Source organism: Joostella atrarenae (assembly GCF_021764745.1).
Lineage (GTDB): Bacteria > Bacteroidota > Bacteroidia > Flavobacteriales > Flavobacteriaceae > Galbibacter > Galbibacter atrarenae.
In genome coordinates this window covers 475,279-494,849 of record NZ_JAETXX010000001.1, presented here as the reverse complement: position 1 = coordinate 494,849, position 19,571 = coordinate 475,279, and the positions used below count along the sequence as shown (strand labels likewise).

Here is a 19,571-nt window from a genome sequence, read left to right as displayed (position 1 = left end):
CTGAAGGAATTATAAAAATAAACCCCAATCGTGAAAAGAACACAATTGGGGTTATTTATAAAGTAAAAACTATCTGTTTATCCTAAAACCGCTACAGCTTTGTGTAAACGATTCACAGTTTCTTGTTTTCCTATAAGAGAAATAATATCAAAAACATGTGGCCCTTTTAATTCCCCTACCAAAGCTAGACGTAAAGGAGCCATTATTTTTCCGAAACCTAATTCTTTATCGGTAATCCACTGTTTAACTACAGCTTCAATGTTTTCAGAAGAAAAATCGTCGATACCATTAATCACCTCCGCTAATTCATTCATATACTCATTGGTATTTTCCTTCCATTGCTTTTTACAAGCTTTTTCATCATACGATGATGGAGATACGAAGAAAAAGTTACTCAGCTCCCAAAAATCAGAAACAAAATTAGCTCTTTCTTTTATTGAAGCAACAACTTGCTCAACAAATTCTAAAGATAAAGAAGTACCCGCTTTTTCTACTTCAGCAGAAATGGCTTCATCACTTTTAATAATTTCTATAAAATCTTCAGCTAAACGCTTATCTTCTTTTTGTTGAAGGTATTGATGATTATACCAATTGGTTTTATCAGGGTCAAAACGTGCTCCAGATTTATGAACCTTTTCAAGTTCAAAAGCATTTATTAACTCATCTAAGCTAAAGATCTCTTGTTCTGTTCCTGGATTCCATCCTAAAAATGCAAGGAAGTTAATCACAGCATCATTAAAATAACCATCTTCTTTATATCCACGTGAAACATCGCCAGTTGCTGGATCTTTCCATTCCATAGGGAAAACTGGGAAACCTAATTTATCCCCATCACGTTTACTTAACTTACCTTTTCCTGTTGGTTTTAAAATAAGTGGTAAATGAGCAAATTGAGGCGCTTGCCAATCAAAAGCACGATATAATAATACGTGTAATGCCATAGACGGTAACCATTCTTCTCCACGGATAACGTGAGAAATTTCCATTAAATGATCATCTACAATATTAGCCAAATGATATGTAGGCATACCATCACTTTTAAATAATACTTTATCATCTAAAATATTCGTATCAATTTCGATGTCACCACGAATTATATCTTGCAGGTGTAACTTTTCATCTTGAGGAGATTTAAAACGAATAACATGATCTTCACCAGCAGCAATTCGTTTTTCAACTTCTTCCGAAGAAAGTGCTAACGAATTATTGAGTTTTAAGCGATTATGCCAATTATAAATAAATGTTTTTCCTTGAGCTTCGTGTTCCGAACGATGTGCATCTAATTCTTCAGCAGTATCAAAAGCATAATATGCCCAACCGTTTTCGATTAACTGATCGGCATAAGCTTTATAAAGATTCTTACGTTCACTCTGGCGGAAAGGTCCGTATTTCTCTTCTATTTCATTAGAAGAACCTGGCCCTTGATCAAAAGGAATATTTAACCATTTCAACGAATCTATAATATATTGCTCCGCTCCTTCTACATATCTATTTTGGTCGGTATCTTCAATTCGCAAAATAAAATCTCCACCGTGTTTTTTGGCAAACAAATAATTAAACAAAGCAGTTCTAACACCACCAATATGCAGCGGTCCTGTTGGACTAGGTGCAAAACGCACACGCACTTTTGTACTCATCACTTAAATTTTTGGCAAAGATACTTCATTTCAATTGAGTAACGAAGTTATCTTATAATGATGTTGGGCAGCTAAGAATTAAAATTCTATAAGAAGAAACATATACAACGCAGCAATAGCAATGAATTAACTCGAAAAGCGAATAATTAAAAGAAAGAAAATAACATAGAAGCGTGAACATAAAAATGTATTAATTACATTTATAGAGAGAATTAACCATAACAACCAATAAATATGATAAATCGCCTTTGTTTTTTATTGCTATTTACCACATTAGTATTCCAAAACTCATATTCTCAGGAACAAAAAAGTGATCTCAAACTTTGGTACAATCAACCCGCTAAAAAATGGTTGGAAGCACTGCCTATAGGAAATGGAAGGTTGGGTGCAATGGCTTTTGGAGGTGTAGAAACAGCGCAATTACAACTTAATGAAGAGAGTATTTGGGCTGGAGCTCCAGAAAATCCTTATCCAAAAAATATAAAGTCAAATTATAAAGAATACCAACGCCTTAATCTTGAAGGAAAATATGACGAAGCAGCAGCATTTGGGAAGAAATATTTAGCAGCTTCTCCAACTTCTATTCGTTCTTATGAGCCTTTGGGAAATGTATTTTTAAAATTTAATCATGGTGATTCAGCAACCAATTATAAGCGAGAATTAAACATAGAAAATGGTATTAATACAGTTACTTATACAATCGGGGAAAATAAATACAGACGCCAGAGCTTTATTTCTAGCGCTTATGATGTTATTTTTTATCAGTTTGAAGTTTTAGAAGGAAATGCCACTTCATGCGAGGTACATTTTGAGAGAGAAAAAGATATTAAACAAGCCGTTATAAATAACAATACGATTTCAATTAAAGGTCAGATATTTGACGATCCTGAAGGATATGATGACAATGCAGGAGGTTCTGGTAAAGGTGGTTATCATTTAAAATTTGCTTCTGATGTAAAAGTAATTACTTCTTCTGGTGAAGTAAGTGAAGGACTAAATAACAGTCTTCAGATAAAAGACACTAAGAAGTTTACCCTTATTATTGGTGCCGCAACAAACTATAATTTAGCGCTATTAAATTTTGATGATTCTGTAGATGCAAATAAAATAGTGCATGAAACTATTAAAAATGCAAGTGATATAACTTTCGAAGCGGCTAAAAATAAACATATTCCAACCTTTTCTGAACTAATGAATCGCGTTGAGTTTAATCTTGGAGATTTTACAGAAGATACAATCCCAACGGACATCCGATTAAAGAATATAAATGAAGGTAATTCTCATCCGTATCTAAATGTACTTTTCTTTCAATATGGACGGTATTTACTAGCAAGTAGTGCTGCTTTTAAAGCGAAATTACCCGCTAATCTTCAAGGAATATGGAGCAATGAAATGTGGGCAGCTTGGGAAGCCGATTTTCATCTAAATATAAATTTACAAATGAATTATTGGCCAGCTGATGTTACTAACTTATCAGAAACTTTTGTTCCGCTAACCAATTATATGGAACGCTTGGCAGAAGCAGGAAAAATTACTGCAGATAAGTTTATTGGTTCTAAAGGCTGGGTAGCACATCATGTGGCAAATCCTTATGGAAGAACTACTCCCTCTGGGTCTACAATTGGTTCACAAGTGGCAAACGGATATTCATTTCCTTTGGCGGGAGCATGGATGTCTTTATCATTGTGGAGACACTACCAATACACAAAAAACATTGATTATTTGAAGAAAAATTATCCAATAATTGAAGGGGCAACACAGTTTATTCTGGACTTTTTAATCGAAAATAAAAAAGGAGAATTGGTAACTTCTCCTTCCTATTCTCCAGAAAACAGGTATATCGACCCAGAAACGGGAAAACACTATACAAATACAGTTGCTTCTACAATAGATATTGAAATTATTAATGATATGTTTTCCACCTGTTTAGAAGCTGAAAAAATACTTGGAATTAATCATCTTTCAGATAAAATTAAAAAAGCATTACCAAAATTACCAGAAATTAAAATTGGTAAAGATGGAACAATCCAAGAATGGTATTATGATTATGAAGATGTAGATCCTGCTCACCGCCATGTTTCTCATTTGTATGCTTTATATCCATCAAATCAATTTGCGCCTAGTAATACTAATTACTTTAATGCGGCTAAGAAAACTATTGACAAAAGATTAGAATCTGGAGGTGGCCAAACTGGATGGAGTCGTGCTTGGACGATCAATTTCTATGCTCGTTTATTGGATGGAAACACGGCTTTACACCATGCAAACGAGTTACTAAAACATCAAGTAAGTCCTAATTTATTTGATTTAATAGGAAGGAGAGTTTTTCAAATAGATGGAAACTTAGGAACCACAGCTGGGATAGCAGAAATGTTAATGCAATCTTATGAAAAAGAAACAATTAGACTGTTACCTGCACTTCCAGATTCTTGGGATAAAGGAAGTATTTCTGGATTAATAGCTCGTGGAAATTTTGAAATTGCCATGAATTGGGAGCACAATAAATTAACTTCCTTCACCATTAAATCAAATGATAAAAATTCGGTTTCAGTGATTTATAATGATAAAAAATGGGATTTCGATTTTGAAGCTAATGAAACCAGAACTATGGAGGTTGAATGATTTATATTCAAATGAATAATTACAGAAGCAAAAATAAATAGTAAGAAATTAATCTTAGATAGGTAACCAAAATCAAAAAGGAGCGCAATCGTTTATTTATACCGATTGCGCTCCTTTTTGATTAAAAGAATATTTTTAGGCTTAACCTTTAAGGATAGATTTTGGAACTCCCCCTTTATTAAGTAACAATGCAGTAGTTTTATACATTACATAATTTTTGGTAACATATAAATAACCATTATAGTCATTTTTTGTACCCCAAGAATTTTTAATAATATAGTATTCTTTATTGTTTTGATCCTTCGCTTTACCTACAATTTGCATAGCATGATCGTCTGTTGTAGAATAATTATCAAAAGCTTGTTGTCTTAATTCTGGCGTAATTTTTAATTCTTCCTTAGGCCCATTAAATAAAGTTTCGCGCTCTTCTGGAGTCATCTCAGAATATTCTATTTCTGGAACATATGCGATTCCATTTTTCCAACTAAAATATTTCTCACTTACATCTGCAGCCCAACCAACGGTATAACCATTATTTAGAGCATTATCAATTGTAGAAATTAAATCGTTTGTACTTACATTATAAGCATAATCAAAGCTCCAATTATCTGGAACTGCTAAAAAAACATCTTCATAGAGAGGCTCATTTGGAATGGAAGTTAATTCGATATACTCATCTGCTTTTACTCCAATAACCTCATTAGCAAAACTTTGTGGAGTATACGTTTTCCCTTTATATTCAAAAGATTCTGGAACTTGCCCTAAATAACTATCTAAAACAGCAGTAAAAGCAGTAATCCAATTTGGCGTTAATTTTCCATTTTTATTCTGAATAACACCGTCTAATAAACCTTTTAATGCAGATTGCATCTCTCCAAAACGATTGGTATCTGTACCGTAATTTAATCCGCTGTAAACTTCTTGCGGAAGTGCTCCATATTTTTTGTAAATATTGATAACGTCATGAAGCTCTCCTCCATCTCCCCAGCCTAAATTTCCGTGCATACGGACATAATTTTTAGCCTTTTCAATATAAACACAACGTGCGGTGTATATTTCTGAAATATCCACAGGTTGTTTCCCTTCACGGATCATTTCAGATTCTAAAAAAGAATTTCCGGAGTAACTCCAACATGTACCGCTACTACCTTGATTTTTAACGGATGTTCTTTCCAAATTAACAATGGGTTCGAACATAAAACCTTCTTTGGCCGTTAAACTTGCGTTTCCATCTAGCGATTTAATAAGATCGTCTTGGGCTTGTACTCCAACCGAAATTACTGCAGCCGCCGCTGCTACGATAAACTTATTCATGGGTTATAAATTTTAAACGAAGCAAGGTACCGAATAAATAAACACTGTATTCTTAAAATTTTTGTAAGAATGTTATTATTGGAGCCGATGTTATTTAACTAGTTTCTAATCATTTAAAAAAGTATGGAGCTATTAAAATATATCAAACTTTATATTTGTTTTTGAACTGAGATGGTGTGAAATCTGTTTTGCTTTTAAAAAATCTCGAAAAATATGCATAATCATCATAACCTAATTCTTCACTTATATACTTAAGAGTATAATTTGTATGTGCAATTAACCGTTTAGCTTCTAAAATGACTCTTTCATTGATGATTTCTGATGTGGTTTTTGATAAAGTATTATTTACAATTCTATTTAAGTGTTTTGTTGTTATATGGAGCTCATTTGAATAAAAACTAGCATTCTTTTTAGTTTTAAAATCATTTTCAATCATACTTTCAAGTAAGTTTAAAACTTTAAAATATCTAGAGGGAATATGTTTCTTATTTATTGTGGGATTATTAAATAATCTAGCAGCTTCAATATATATGATTTTAACAAACGCATTGAGGATCTCGTTTTTATATATTTTATTATCAGAAAACTCTAAGAATAATTTTTCATAGTAAATTTCAATGTTAGATGCTTCTTCTTTAGTCAAATACAATACTGGCTCTTTATTAAATTTATAGAACGGATAACTTTCTAGATATTCTTTAACAAAAGGAAATTCGATAAATTCCTTTGTATGTAATAAAATATATCCTTTTGGAGGTGAATTAAATTGCCATGAATGGATTTGCCCTGGGCGGAGTAAAAATAAACTTCTTGGTTTTATATTATAAGTTTTAAAATCTATTTCATGAGTACCAATACCTTCTTTAAAGAATACACAAAAGTAAAAATCATGCTTATGTGCCTTTTCTATAATTTTAAAATGAGATTTAAAATGAGAAGACAAGCTATTTATATAAAAATAATCTTCGTTATTACTGAATATATCAGAAAGGCTTAAAATAGGAGTATTCTTCATATAAGAAATATAATGTCCTAAAAGTACAATTAATTACGTGTTTTATTCAATATATTTTTTAATAGTTCTAATAGCTTTGTATAAAATATTTTAATCTCATTAAACGAAATAATATGAACACAAAATATGTTGTACTAGAAGAAAAATATGCTTCATGGATTATATCTCAAGCCAAAATTCAGTATAAAGATTTGTATAAAAATGGAAAACAACAAGATGAGTTGAATTCTTACATAGAAAATACTTACAAAATGTCATCATTTTCAAGAAGTCAAAATGATTTTTCTATTCAAACACTCATGGTGTTTAATAATCAAAATCCTATAGGAAGTATTGAAATAAATACATTTCCTAGATTAGATATTAAATTAGAACAAGCTAAAAAACCTATGTATATCAATAAGTTATTTTATAGTGATATTCAAGCTGTTGAAGAATTATTCCGAAAAGTAGAAAATATAGCACTTCAAAAAAATCATGATTTTATATATGGTGAATTCCTTTCTGAAAGAAAAGACGTTATCAAAATCATTCAAAATAGAGGATATAAAATATATCATAAAAATAACACCTTAACAAAAACTAATTTGAAACTAAGCACCGCTATAAAAAGCATAAATAAAGAAAATGATTAGAATCTTCTGATGTTAACTTACTTTGCTATTTTCTGATATATTTTTTGCCCTATTTGAAATAAAAATAATGCTACAAAACCAACAATAAAACCAACAAGGAAATCTTTAATAATACCTGGTACCGAAGGGTATAAATCATGCATAAACTCAATATGATTAAAAATTCCTCCTGCAACCAATAATAAAGCAATGGTACCAATAATACTAAGGGCTTTAATCACTTTTGGTAAAGCATTTACAAGCAACTGGCCGAAGTTATGTAAAAAACTAGTTTCACTTTTGCTCTTTGCAATTAGTTTATAACCTGCTTCATCCATTCTTACTATTAGTGCTACAATTCCGTAAACTCCAACCGTTGCAATAAGTGCAATTACACTTACCACAAGAATTTGCTCCAAAATAGGTTCTTTAGTTACTGTGCCTAAAGCAATGATTACAATTTCTATGGAAAGGATAAAATCGGTTACAATGGCCGACTTAATACGCTCTTTTTCTACTGCTAAAATTTCCTCTTTTGTTTGAACTTCTTTAAGTTCTTCCGTTTTTGAATTATGATGAGGAACGAAGTAATGATATATCTTTTCTGCACCTTCAAAAGCTAAATAAACACCTCCAATTATTAAAATAATATCAATAGCCAAAGGTAAAAATGCACTCAATAAGAAAGCAATAGGCAGAATAATCAGTTTATTTAATAAAGATCCTTTGGTAATTGCCCAAAGAACAGGAATCTCTCTTGATGACGCAAAACCAGAAGCTTTTTCTGCATTTACAGCTAAATCATCTCCCAATATTCCTGCTGTTTTTTTAGCAGCTATTTTACTCATTGCAGCTACATCGTCCATGAGTGTAGCGATATCGTCGAGAATTGCAAAAATTCCTGATGCCATATTTTAGAAATTAAAATTCTGTATAAAAATAGAGTTTTATTTATTTGAAAACCAAACAAGGTCTTCGGTTTTGTTTTATACTCAATTTATTATCAATAGAGATCTTAAAAAACCACCTAAGCGATAGCTATTTTCTAACTCGCTTAAAATTCATAATTTACATTAAATATTTTTTAATCGATTTTTATTACTTTCAAAAGTCATAAAATTTAAGCATACCCAATAATAACGAATGAGCGCACTGCAAAAAATAAAGCTGAAATTAGAAGGTTTCTTACGAAAATACTATACCAACGAACTGATAAAAGGGGTTTTACTATTTATCGGTATCGGATTATTGTATTTTATATCGACGGTTTTATTGGAATATTTTATATGGTTCGGCATTACTGGTCGCCTTATTTTGTTTTGGCTTTTTATTGCTGTCGAAGTGTTTTTATTTCTAAAATTTATTGTGAGTCCGCTATCCTACCTATTTAAAATTAGAAAGGGTATAGATTATAAAAAAGCATCTGAGATTATTGGAAATCATTTCCCAACTGTAAATGATAAGTTGCTAAACATATTACAATTATCTGAAAACAGTGAAAAATCAGATTTACTTTTGGCTAGCATCGAACAGAAAAGCGAAAATCTGACTCCAATCCCCTTTCAACTTGCTATAAACTTTAAAAGCAGTTTAAAATATGTTTGGTATGCAATAATTCCATTATTTTTTATACTGATTGTTATATTTTTAGATAAAAGTAATTTATTTACAGATAGTTACAAACGTGTAATAGATTATAAAACAGCTTATGAGCCACCAGCGCCATTTAGGTTTTTTATAATGAATGATTCGCTTCAAGCCATAGAAGGACAAGCCTATACTTTGCACGTAAATACTGCAGGAAATGTAATTCCAGAAAATGTACAAATAACAATAGATGGGAGTCCATTTTTAATGCAGCAAAAAGAGTTAGGTAAATTTGAATATGTATTTACCCAACCTAAAAAAAATATTGATTTTAAATTAGTAGCCAACGATATTACTTCAATTCCTTATACCCTAGAAATAATACCAACGCCTTCCTTACTTTCTTTTGAAATGTTTGTTGAGCATCCTAGGTATACTGGTAAAAAATCAGAAACTATAAAAAGTACTGGAAATGCAACTATTCCGGAAGGAACAACTATAAATTGGCAATTAAAAACAGCGAAGACAGATGCTGTTTCACTAAAACTAAAGGATACTATTTTAAATTTTGAAAAGAAGTCTGATGCATTTTCTCTGTCTAAAAAAATCTATTCGAATATTAATTATACCATAGCCACTAGCAATAAAAATCTAAAAGATTATGAAAAGTTAGGGTTCTCCCTTTCTGTAGTTAAAGATCAATATCCCGATATAAAAGTCACCGAGAAAATAGACAGTTTACGAACAAATAAAAAGATTTATATCGGACAAGTCTCTGATGATTATGGACTGCAAAAATTAACTGTAGCCTATTATCCTAGAGGAACAGATAGTATTAATAAAGTTGAAATTCCCATTAAAAAGGGAAGCTACGATAGGTTTGCCTATATATTTCCCGAAAATCTTCCTCTAAAAGAAGGTATAGATTATGAATTTTATTTTGAAGTAAGTGATAATGACGCCATTCATGGAGGTAAGAAATCTAAAAGCAATGTTTATGGGTACCGAAAATTAACAAAAAGTGCTTTAAAAGATGAGCAATTAAAGCAGCAACAAGAGAATATAAAGGAAATGGAAAAGTCTCTTGGCACTATTGAAGAGCAAGAAAAGCAATTAGAAAAAATTTCTGAAACTAATAAGCAAAAGAGTCAGTTGAATTTTAATGATCAAAAGAAAATTGAGAACTATCTAGAAAGACAACAACAGCAAGATCAAATGATGAAGAAATTCCATGAAGATTTACAACAGAATCTTGAAGAGTTTCAGAAAGAAAATAAGGAAGAATCAGAATTCAATGAGCTGCTTAAAGAGCGTTTAGAACGTCAGAAAAAAGAACTCGAAAAGAACGAAAAGTTAATGAAGGAGTTAAAGGAAATCTCTGATAAAATAAACAAAGAAGAATTAGCAGAACGTTTAGAACAATTAGCAAAACAGCAGAAAAAAGACAGCAGAAGTTTGGAGCAAATTTTAGAACTGACCAAACGGTATTATACATCGGCTAAAGCAGAAAAAATTAAAAATGATTTAGAAGAATTGGCTAAAAAACAAGAAGATCTATCAACAAAAAAAGGGAAAGAAAATACTGTTGAACAGCAAGAAAAACTAAATCAAGAATTCGAGAAAATCCAAGAAGATATTGAAGGTTTAGAAGAGCAAAATAAAGAATTGCAAAAACCTATGGACTTAGGAACGGATAAAGAATTAGAAGAAGAAGTAAAATCTGAACAAGAGAACGCTACTGAAAAATTACAGGAAAAGGAAGAGCAAGAGTCTAGCAGTGATAGCATGGAAAGCGAAAGTAGTGAGTCGGAAAATGATGCGAAGAAAAAGCAAGAAAATGCGGCCAAAAAGATGGAAGAAATGGCTGAACAAATGCAAGCAATGATGCAAGCCGGCGGTGAAGAAAGTATGGAAGAGGATATGGAAATGCTCCGTCAAATATTGGATAACCTACTGGTATTTTCTTTTGATCAAGAAACGATAATGGAACGAATTCAGGAGTATGATAGACAGAGCTCAAACCTTTCGGTATATTTAAAAAAGCAAAATGAATTACGATCGGTATTTGAACATGTGGATGATAGTCTTTTTGCACTCTCATTAAGGCAACCAAAACTATCTGAAAAGATAAATGGAAACATTGAAGACATTTATTATAATATAGATAAAACGTTAGAACAATTTGCCGAAAATCAATATTATCAAGGAATTTCTCATCAGCAATATACACTTACTGCAACAAATGAGTTAGCAGATTTTTTAAGTGAAGTAGCAGATAATATGCAACAAAGTATGCAATCGGGAAAAGGAGGAAAAGGAAATAAAAATTTTCAGCTACCAGATATTATTCAATCTCAAGAGCAGTTAAATAAACAAATGGAAGAAGGAATGAAGAAAGGAAAAGAGGGGGAAAATAAAGGTGAAGGAAGTAAAGAAGGCGGAGAAAATGGTGAGAAAGAAAACGGCGAACAGAAAAAAGGAGGCTTAGGAAATGAACAAATGTCTGGAGAACTCTTTGAAATATACAAGCAACAACAGCAATTGAGAAATGCTTTAGAACAGCAATTAAAGAATTTAAAAGGAGCTGGTGCACAAAATCAAGCAAAGGCATTAGCTAAACAAATGGAGCAAATTGAGAATGATTTGCTAGAAAAAGGATTTAATAATGCAACGCAACAAAAAATGATGCAATTACAGCATCAATTGCTAAAAATGGAAGATGCATCATTCCAACAAGGACAGAAAGAACAACGCGAAAGTAACACCAATAATAAAGAGTTTAAAAACCCGTCTACCAATAATTTACCTGAAATACAACAATATTTTAATGAAGTTGAAATATTAAACAGACAAGCCTTACCTTTGCGGCAAAATTACAAGCAAAAAGTAAACGCTTATTTTAAAGAAGATGATTAGTTTTAATTACGAGACCGAATTTAAGATTGAAAATGAAGATCGTTTTATAGATTGGATACAAGAAAGTATTACATCTGAAAACAAGGAAGTCGGTGAGATCAATTACATATTTTGTGACGATACATATCTACACAAAATAAATGTTGATTATTTAAATCACGATACGCTTACAGATATTATTAGTTTTGATTATTCTGATGTGCATACGATTTCTGGGGATATTTTTATTTCTATTGAAAGGGTTACAGAAAATGCCGACGAATATAATGTTGCTTTTGATACTGAATTAAAACGAGTAATGGCTCATGGTATTTTACATTACTGCGGATATAAAGACAAAAGCCAAGAGGACAGTAAATTAATGCGAGAAAAGGAAGAAGAGAAAATCGCATTATTTAAATAGACTACACGAAAGATTAGTGAAATAGCAAGGGTTTCCGAAGCAGTTTCACGTGGAACGAATCGAAAACCTAGTGGCGAGCCCACAGCGTTTAATTATAAAATTTTATTGATTAGAGGGAAACCTCAAGATATAAATCCCATTAATGGGAGGTAATATAATTTAGAAATTCATTATTTATGTTTGATAAAGAATATGATGTTATTGTTGTAGGTGGTGGACACGCAGGTTCTGAAGCAGCAGCTGCGGCAGCCAATATGGGATCCTCTACCCTGCTTATTACAATGAGCTTACAAAACATTGCACAAATGTCTTGTAATCCTGCAATGGGTGGAATTGCAAAAGGACAAATTGTTAGGGAAATTGATGCAATTGGAGGATATTCTGGAATTGTTTCAGATAGAACTGCCATTCAATTTAAGATGCTTAACAAATCTAAAGGTCCTGCAATGTGGTCTCCAAGAGTGCAAAGTGATCGAATGAGATTTGCTGAAGAATGGCGATTGATGCTGGAGCAAACTAAAAATCTTGATTTCTACCAAGAGATGGTTTCTGGTCTTATCATCGAAAATGGTAAGGTAAAAGGTGTAAAAACTTCTTTAGGAATTGAAGTAAGAAGTAAGTCTGTTGTACTTACAAATGGTACTTTTTTAAACGGACTTATTCATATTGGAGAAAAGAATTTTGGTGGAGGACGTGCAGGAGAAAGAGCAGCAACTGGAATTACTGAAGATTTAATTAATGTAGGTTTTGAAGCTGGAAGAATGAAGACAGGAACTCCTCCACGTGTGGATGGAAGATCTTTAGATTTTAGTAAAATGACTATCCAACCTGGAGATGAAAGACCAGAGAAATTCTCTTATTCAAACAAAACAAAACCACTAACAAAACAAAGAGATTGTCATATGTCTTACACCAGTAATGAAGTTCATGATTTACTGCGTGAAGGTTTTGATAGATCACCAATGTTTAATGGTAGAATTAAAAGTACAGGTCCAAGATATTGTCCTTCCATTGAAGATAAAATAAACCGTTTTGCGGATAAAGATAGACATCAATTATTTGTAGAACCAGAAGGATGGGATACAGTAGAATATTACATAAATGGATTCTCAACTTCATTACCAGAAGACGTACAATTTAAAGCTTTACGTTCTGTTGCTGGATTTGAAAATGTGAAATTCTTTAGACCAGGATATGCTATTGAATATGACTACTTCCCTCCTACACAATTAAGACATACATTAGAAACTAAACTTGTAGATGGTTTATATTTTGCTGGACAAATTAATGGAACAACAGGATATGAAGAAGCAGCTTCTCAAGGATTAATGGCTGGAATAAATGCTAGTTTAAAAGTACAAGAAAGAGATGCTTTTATATTAAACAGAGATGAAGCTTACATAGGTGTTTTAATTGATGATTTAATTACAAAAGGAACAGAAGAACCTTACCGTATGTTTACTTCTCGAGCAGAATACAGAACTCTATTAAGACAAGATAATGCTGATTTAAGATTAACTCCTAAAAGTTTTGAGATAGGATTAGCATCAGAGGAGCAACTAAAACGTATGGAAAGAAAGCAAGATCTTTCTAATGCATTTGTAAACTTCTTTAAAGAAACAAGTGTTAAGCCTGAAGTTATAAATCCAATTTTACAGGAGGTAGATTCTTCTCCAATGAAACAATCTGATAAGATGTTTAAAATATTGGCAAGACCAAATATTACGTTAGATCTAATTAGAAAGGTTGAAGAAGTAGATACTTATATCAAGGAAAATGAATTGGATCAAGAAGTATTAGATCAAACAGAAATACAGGTAAAATATTCTGGTTATATAAATAAAGAAAAGAATAACGCAGCTAAATTAAATAGACTAGAAGATATCAAAATACCTGAAAATTTTGATTACAGTAAATTAAAATCTTTATCGTTTGAAGCTACAGAAAAATTAAAAAAGATAAGACCAAGAACACTTTCACAAGCTTCAAGAATTAGTGGGGTTTCTCCAAGTGATATTAGTGTATTATTAGTTTACATGGGGAGATAAATTCTAAGAAGATTTAAAAATATTTATAATAATTATTTTAAAGGGTTCCACGTGGAACCCTTTTTATTTTAATAAAATTACAGTCGACAATACATGCTAAAACAATAAATATTATCTTGCAGCTTTTAAATCTTTATGGAAAAAATAATTAACAATAGTATCTATATTAAGGCAAAAGATCATCTTGTTACTCAAGAAGATTTTACTATTATTACAACCAATATAAATGGACTTTTAAAAACAACCCCTACTCCATCCTCTTCAGAAATTGGTAAGTATTATCAAAGTGAAAATTATATTTCTCATACAGATTCAAAGAAAACTTTTATTGATAAAATCTATCAAATAGTAAAATCATATTCGCTTAAAAAGAAATACGATTTACTGAAAAAAAATCATCCAGAAGCAAAAACAGTTTTAGATATTGGAAGCGGAACTGGCGATTTAATTTCATATTGTAAAAAAGGATTTGAGTGTTATGGTACAGAACCAAATTTACAAGCGAGAGAATTATCGATTAAAAAAGGAAATAAAGTAGTTGAAAAAATAGAAGATCTTCCATTAAAAAAATATGATATTATAATGATGTGGCATGTATTAGAACATGTACATGATTTAGATTATCAATTATCTTCCATTTACGAAATGCTAAATGAAAATGGAATTCTAATTATAGCTGTTCCAAATTACAATTCTTATGATGCAACATATTACAAAGAGGATTGGGCTGCTTATGATGTTCCACGTCATTTATGGCATTTTAATAAATCAGCAATGAAAACTGTTTTAAAGAATAAAAATATTTTTGTAGTAAAAATCTTACCTTTAATATTTGATTCATTTTATGTAAGTATACTTTCAGAAAAAATAAAACGTGGAACATCAAATCTTATAAATGCTTTTTTTATTGGTCTAAAATCAAATTGGAAAGCAAAATCCTCTGGAGAGTATTCATCTTTAATATATATATCCAAAAAAGGTAATAAAAACGAATTTAAAGCTATTTAAGAGCTTTTTGTGTTATCAATAGGTATAGTTGTTGTGGATTTTATAAAACCTCTTTAAAATAAAAATAAAAAGGGTCTTATTTATAAGGTAAATCTATAAACAAAAAAATTACCATAATAAAATCTTATACCAAACAATCGATAGAGAAAAAAGTTAAAAATCCATTTACTTTCCTATTTTTGTTCGAAACAATATTTTATTACATAAAAATGAAAAAAATACTTTTAATCGCTGCTGTTGCTTTTGCAACTATATCTTGTCAACAAAATAAAATTGCATTTGTAGATAATGGGAAATTGATAAATGAGTATCAAGAGAAAATTGATATCGAAGCAAAATACAAAGGTCAGATTGAAACTTTTGATAAAAGAGCTGATAGTGTTGCTCAAGCTTTTCAAGCAGAAGCACAAGCTTTCCAAGCGCAAGCTGATAAATTAGCACAAAGTGTTGCTCAAGAAAAATACAGTGCTTTGATGCAAAAAAGACAAAGTGTTGCTCAACAACTTCAATTAGAAGAGCAAAAAATTTCTCAAGCGAGTCAAGTAGAAATTGATAGCTTAATTAATAAAGTTAGAGATTTTGTAAAAGGATACAGTAAAGATAAAGGATATACTTTTGTATTAGGAGCTAATGATGCTGGGAGTGTTTTATACGGAGAGGAATCGAAAGATATTACTGATGAAGTTTTAAAAGCATTAAACGACGAGTATAAAGCTAAATAATTAGTAACATTATACACAACAAAAAGTTAAGGCGCTTCTATGAAGCGTCTTTTTTTGTATCTTCAATTGACTGCTTAAACATTTGATTATATCTGTTTAAGTTGAAACTAGATTAACCAAGAAAATTATAGTTGAGAAAATTTATAAAAATCAGTTTACTAATAATAGGAATTCTAGCTATTGCAGTTATTATTGGAAACTATATGTTGGGTAATTTTATAGAGAAGAAACTAATAGAAAACGATTCTGATTTTTCTATAAAAGTTAGAAACGTTGATGTTAGTTTATTAAGCAGATCTGTATCCTTCGATTCTATAAAAATATTTTCAAAGGGAAGTGATTTCGGTACCATAAAAAAAGTTACTGTTTCTAACATTTCCCCTATGCTCCTATTCAATAAAAAAAATATAAACATAGGAAAGGTTGCTATTAATAAAGGTGATTTTAATCTGAATAAGAAAAAATTAAAAGATAGCACAAAACAAAAAAAGCAACTACAATTTACGATTGATGAAATAGAAATAGATAGCACTAACATTAGCTATAAATCTGCTACGGATAAAAAACCTATTACTACTTCTAATATAAATGTCAAGCTTAAAAATCTAACGGTAGACACTTCAGCAGAAGAAAAACCTTTTAATTATGATGATTTAAAAATAGCTTTTGATAAACTCACACTTCCAATTAATAGTTATCAAGATTTTGAAATAAATAAAGCTGTAGTTGACGAAAAAAATATAAATACTGGAACTGTTGCTATTAAAACGCTTTATACAAAAGAAGAACTTCAGAAACAAGTAAGCGTACAAACAGATTGGATAGATTTAGTAGTTGATTCTTTAGTTGTTAACAACTACAAAAGAAATACAAATGAAAACTCTTATGCAGTAGAAAAAATTAAAATAATAAATGCTGATTTAAAAGTTTATAAAGATAAATTACTTCCAGAACCAACAAAATATAAACCACTTTACAGCAAAGCATTAAGAGAATTACCTTTTGATTTAATTGTAGATAGTATAACCATTGAAGAGTCTAGAATTGAATACCAAGAAAGGGTTAAAAATTATGATGAACCTGGAAGCATTGTATTTACGAATGTGAATAGTAAAATAAAAAATGTTAATACCATAGAAGGAAATGGAAGTACTTTTATAGATATAACTTCTAAATTTATGGGAGATGCAGATTTTCACTTACAATGGAAATTTGATATTAACAACACAGCAGATTACTTTACACTACACGGAAATATGAAACATTTAAATGCTGAAAAAATAAATGATTTTATAGAACCGAATATGAATGTAACTACAAAGGGAGCTATTACAAGTATTGTTTTTGATATTGGTGCAAATGAAAATGTTGCAACAGGAACTTTCAACTTAAAATATGATGATTTTAAAGTAACCATCTTACGGAAGAATGAAAAGATCGTAAATAAATTCTTTACAGGAATTGCTAAACTTTTTGTTGGAAATTCAAAGAAAGAAAATACAAAAGTGCCAATTGAAGTAAAACGTAATAAACAAAAATCTTTCTTTAATTACTTCTGGCTTTGTGTAAAAGAAGGAACTATTCAGTCTATATTGAAGTAAGTAAATAAAGGCAAAAAACTACAGGAATAATATAAACTGTAATCTTCATAGCGCCATCAAAATCTTTAGCTATTCTTTGTCCTATTAAAAAAATGAACAATACAATTAAAGATAGTATACAGCTTAAGATTGCAATAAAATAATGATCTGAGAATAAATAATAGATTCCTAACAAAGCGAAAATTCCAGCTACAAATTCCAAAATAGTAATAACTAAAAGTGTGAATGGCAACAAAGGAACGACGGAAGTTTTAGCAAAATGACTTCTTAAAAATGTTAGATTACCATTCCAATCAGAGATTTTATCCCAAAAACTAAATAAAAAAGTAATCGCAATAAAGAGTAATAGTCCTATAATTGGTAAAAGGGTAAAATAAGCGTCCATATTAACGATTTCTAATATCTTCGATAACATTCTCTATCTTTTGTTTTTCGTCCGGGAAAAAGCCTTGTAATGATAAAACAAAGCCAAATAGAATGAGAATTAAACTAATTACTCTTTTAATTTTAAAAATACGTTTTGGTGTTAGCTTATTACGTAATTGCTTTGCCAATAATATTTTAATACAATCTACTATTAAATATGTAATAAGTATTGTACTGATAAATACAAAAATTCGATCATCATTCATTTCTAACTTAGGACCAAAAATTATAATGATTCCTAGCCAAAAACCAAGTACTCCAACATTGATAAAATTCAGAAGAAAACCTTTAAGAAAAAGTTTGAAATAATTACGTTTTACAACCACTTGATTGATTGCATTACGGATATCTTTTTTATAATCGCTTTTACATTTTATAAAAGAAATAACTCCGTAGGTAATTAATAAAATTCCGCCGAAAATAAATAAAGAAGGATCGTCCTTAATTTTATGCAGGATTTTATTGGTACTGTAATAAGCAATTAAAATAAAAGTTATATCACCCAATACAACTCCTAAGTCAAAACTTATGGCAGCTCTAAATCCTTTAATTGCACTAGTTTCTAATAAAACAAAAAACACTGGACCAATGGTAAATGCCAAAAGGATTCCGAGCGGTATTGCTTTAAAAACATCTTCTATCATTAAAAATAAATTAAAAAACTCCAGCTAGAAACTGGAAGTAATTAACTACCTAAATTTTTTAAAAAATAAGGTATCGAATAACAGTTAAATTAAGAATTGGTTGCTAAGGGTAAAATTATAATGTAAAAATAAAAAATCATCATAACTTATTAGCAATTATGATGATTTTAAATACTATTTATATTGGTAACTACTTATTCTTCATTGATGGTACCACCAACAAAAGTTTGTTTTTCTATTACTTTAGGTTTCCCAGAAACGTTTATAGTTCCTCCTACTTTAACTTTAGCATCTACAAATTGTGTAGCGTGCACGTCTGCAATACCACCAGCTTTTACATCTACATCTGTTTGCTCGGAAATTAATTCTGAACCTTCAAATCTACCTCCAGTATTAACATCTACTTCCTGATTTTTTGCAACACCAGTTAAAGTAATAACACCACCAGTAACGGCTTTAGATTTTAAACGATCTACTTTTATATCTCCTTCAATCTTAGCACCTTCTTGAGCTCTAAGTTCTAAATCTATCTGTTCGATATTATCTTTTACTGTAACAAAAGCATTTTCATTAACGTCAATTACATCAATTAAATCTTTTGCATAGAGAACAACAAAAGTTTTATAACCATTAAAGACTTCGTTAATATTCATACGTACTTTTAACTTACCGTTTTTATTAACAAAAATTACTTCTGATGAATTTTTACCCGAAATAACGGCTTTGTTTTTATCACCTTTTTTAATAGTTATCGACAAACCATCATAAGCTTTAACTTCGTGAAAGTCTCCAAGCTCTTTCGTAACATTGTCTTGAGAAAATGCTAATGAGGTTAAAAATAAAACACTTACTAAAATTATATTTTTCATAATTAATTTTTAATTCCACTTATTAGTTATAATTAAATCCCAATGAACAATAGCTATTGGAACTTAATTTAGTTTTATAAAGATAACCTACTATTAACTGGAATATGAAATTTAAAATGATAAAAAATGTTAATAGCCGATGGAA

15 protein-coding genes are annotated in these 19,571 nt (G+C 30.4%); 8 read left to right on the top strand and 7 right to left on the bottom strand.

The features are described 5' to 3' along the window. Positions 1 to 77: 77 nt before the first annotated feature. Positions 78 to 1,637 carry a glutamate--tRNA ligase gene (gene gltX, locus JM658_RS02180; RefSeq protein WP_236957587.1) on the bottom strand — a complete coding sequence of 520 codons (1,560 nt, stop codon included), beginning with the start codon at positions 1,635 to 1,637 and terminating at the stop codon, positions 78 to 80. 234 nt (positions 1,638 to 1,871) lie between these two features. Between gltX and JM658_RS02175 the strand changes: the two genes are divergently transcribed. Beyond that, positions 1,872 to 4,259, top strand: coding sequence for a glycoside hydrolase family 95 protein (locus JM658_RS02175; RefSeq protein ID WP_236957586.1), 2,388 nt, complete (start codon positions 1,872 to 1,874; stop codon positions 4,257 to 4,259). A gap of 141 nt (positions 4,260 to 4,400) precedes the next feature. On the opposite strand, the gene JM658_RS02170 is transcribed toward JM658_RS02175, so the two are convergent. Both JM658_RS02170 and JM658_RS02165 read right to left on the bottom strand, forming a co-directional pair. Further along, on the bottom strand, positions 4,401 to 5,573 hold the full coding sequence (locus JM658_RS02170) for a C1 family peptidase (RefSeq protein WP_236957585.1): 1,173 nt from the start codon (positions 5,571 to 5,573) through the stop codon (positions 4,401 to 4,403). A 142-nt stretch (positions 5,574 to 5,715) separates the two neighbouring features. Beyond that, on the bottom strand, positions 5,716 to 6,588 hold the full coding sequence (locus JM658_RS02165; protein WP_236957584.1) for a helix-turn-helix domain-containing protein: 873 nt from the start codon (positions 6,586 to 6,588) through the stop codon (positions 5,716 to 5,718). 113 nt (positions 6,589 to 6,701) lie between these two features. On the opposite strand from JM658_RS02165, the gene JM658_RS02160 reads away from it, so the two are divergent. Then, on the top strand, positions 6,702 to 7,223 hold the full coding sequence (locus JM658_RS02160) for a hypothetical protein (RefSeq protein ID WP_236957583.1): 522 nt from the start codon (positions 6,702 to 6,704) through the stop codon (positions 7,221 to 7,223). Between the two features lie 17 nt (positions 7,224 to 7,240). Here the strand turns inward: JM658_RS02160 and JM658_RS02155 are convergent, their stop codons facing one another. Further along, on the bottom strand, positions 7,241 to 8,113 hold the full coding sequence (locus tag JM658_RS02155; RefSeq protein ID WP_236957582.1) for a DUF808 domain-containing protein: 873 nt from the start codon (positions 8,111 to 8,113) through the stop codon (positions 7,241 to 7,243). A gap of 232 nt (positions 8,114 to 8,345) precedes the next feature. Here JM658_RS02155 and JM658_RS02150 point away from each other — a divergent pair, with 232 nt between their 5' ends. The 6 genes from JM658_RS02150 to JM658_RS02125 all read left to right on the top strand — a co-directional run bounded on the left by JM658_RS02150 (position 8,346) and on the right by JM658_RS02125 (position 17,487). Further along, entirely contained in the window at positions 8,346 to 11,705 is a 3,360-nt protein-coding gene (locus JM658_RS02150; RefSeq protein WP_236957581.1) for a DUF4175 family protein, read from the top strand. After that, positions 11,698 to 12,108 carry an rRNA maturation RNase YbeY gene (ybeY, locus tag JM658_RS02145; protein ID WP_236957580.1) on the top strand — a complete coding sequence of 137 codons (411 nt, stop codon included), beginning with the start codon at positions 11,698 to 11,700 and terminating at the stop codon, positions 12,106 to 12,108. Before JM658_RS02150 ends, ybeY begins: the two co-directional genes overlap by 8 nt. A gap of 176 nt (positions 12,109 to 12,284) precedes the next feature. Further along, complete coding sequence (gene mnmG, locus JM658_RS02140) at positions 12,285 to 14,156, top strand: tRNA uridine-5-carboxymethylaminomethyl(34) synthesis enzyme MnmG (protein ID WP_236957579.1); 1,872 nt, start codon at positions 12,285 to 12,287, stop codon at positions 14,154 to 14,156. A gap of 135 nt (positions 14,157 to 14,291) precedes the next feature. Then, on the top strand, positions 14,292 to 15,164 hold the full coding sequence (locus JM658_RS02135; RefSeq protein WP_236957578.1) for a class I SAM-dependent methyltransferase: 873 nt from the start codon (positions 14,292 to 14,294) through the stop codon (positions 15,162 to 15,164). A gap of 209 nt (positions 15,165 to 15,373) precedes the next feature. Next, the gene (locus JM658_RS02130) at positions 15,374 to 15,886 is read left to right on the top strand and encodes an OmpH family outer membrane protein (protein WP_236957577.1); all 513 of its coding nucleotides are present in this window, start codon (positions 15,374 to 15,376) and stop codon (positions 15,884 to 15,886) included. 131 nt (positions 15,887 to 16,017) lie between these two features. Then, positions 16,018 to 17,487: an AsmA family protein gene (locus JM658_RS02125; RefSeq protein ID WP_236957576.1), complete on the top strand. Its 1,470-nt coding sequence runs from the start codon at positions 16,018 to 16,020 to the stop codon at positions 17,485 to 17,487. Here JM658_RS02125 and JM658_RS02120 read toward each other — a convergent pair. The 3 genes from JM658_RS02120 to JM658_RS02110 all read right to left on the bottom strand — a co-directional run bounded on the left by JM658_RS02120 (position 17,474) and on the right by JM658_RS02110 (position 19,426). After that, positions 17,474 to 17,902 carry a DoxX family protein gene (locus tag JM658_RS02120; protein ID WP_236957575.1) on the bottom strand — a complete coding sequence of 143 codons (429 nt, stop codon included), beginning with the start codon at positions 17,900 to 17,902 and terminating at the stop codon, positions 17,474 to 17,476. The genes JM658_RS02125 and JM658_RS02120 overlap by 14 nt on opposite strands. After that, on the bottom strand, positions 17,874 to 18,557 hold the full coding sequence (locus tag JM658_RS02115) for a LysE family translocator (protein WP_236957574.1): 684 nt from the start codon (positions 18,555 to 18,557) through the stop codon (positions 17,874 to 17,876). The genes JM658_RS02120 and JM658_RS02115 overlap by 29 nt, the downstream gene beginning before the upstream one ends. A 194-nt stretch (positions 18,558 to 18,751) precedes the next feature. Beyond that, positions 18,752 to 19,426 carry a head GIN domain-containing protein gene (locus JM658_RS02110; protein WP_236957573.1) on the bottom strand — a complete coding sequence of 225 codons (675 nt, stop codon included), beginning with the start codon at positions 19,424 to 19,426 and terminating at the stop codon, positions 18,752 to 18,754. Between the last annotated feature and the right edge of the window lie 145 nt (positions 19,427 to 19,571).